The sequence below is a fragment of the bacterium genome (assembly GCA_024228115.1).
GTDB lineage: Bacteria > Myxococcota_A > UBA9160 > UBA9160 > UBA6930.
The window spans coordinates 1-556 of the sequence record JAAETT010000487.1 but is presented as its reverse complement, the minus strand read 5'-3'; the positions used below and the strand labels follow the sequence as shown (position 1 = coordinate 556).

Annotated in this window: 1 tRNA gene; it reads right to left on the bottom strand. The window is 52.2% G+C overall.

Annotation, left to right across the window (positions count from 1 at the left end):
• Positions 1–364: 364 nt before the first annotated feature.
• Positions 365–435, bottom strand: a tRNA-Cys gene (locus GY937_20775).
• Between the last annotated feature and the right edge of the window lie 121 nt (positions 436–556).

Sequence of the window (556 nt, the reverse complement as noted above, 5' to 3'; positions counted from 1 at the left end):
TACCACTAGACCACAGAGGCAGATGATTTCCACTGATGTCGGGTTATGAATGCGAGTGTGTATGTTGTGTCACCGTGAGTACATATGTTCCCACATTACCCCCGCGGCCAGCTGCGGAGCAGGTAGTGGGTACTGGGCGTTGCTCCAGAGCCCTCCTGCTTTTTTGCGCAGATATTGGTGTTACACGGGGTTCTGTGGATGTCTTCTTTGCAATGCAAATGCGGACATTTCGTACGTCACGGGTAGTGAGTGAGTGAGTGAATGTGAGTGAGTGAGTGTGATTGAGGGTGAATGAATGAGTGAGTGAGTGAATGATTGTGCTGGGTGTTTGCGTCACTCCGACTGTCACCATTGTGGAAAAGATTACCTCCGCAGGGATTCGAACCCCGGTCTGACGACTTGCAAGCGCCCGTCCTACCACTAGACCACAGAGGCAGATGATTTCCACTGATGTCGGGTTATGAATGCGAGTGTGTATGTTGTGTCACCGTGAGTACATATGTTCCCACATTACCCCCGCGGCCAGCTGCGGAGCAGGTAGTGGGTACTGGGCGTT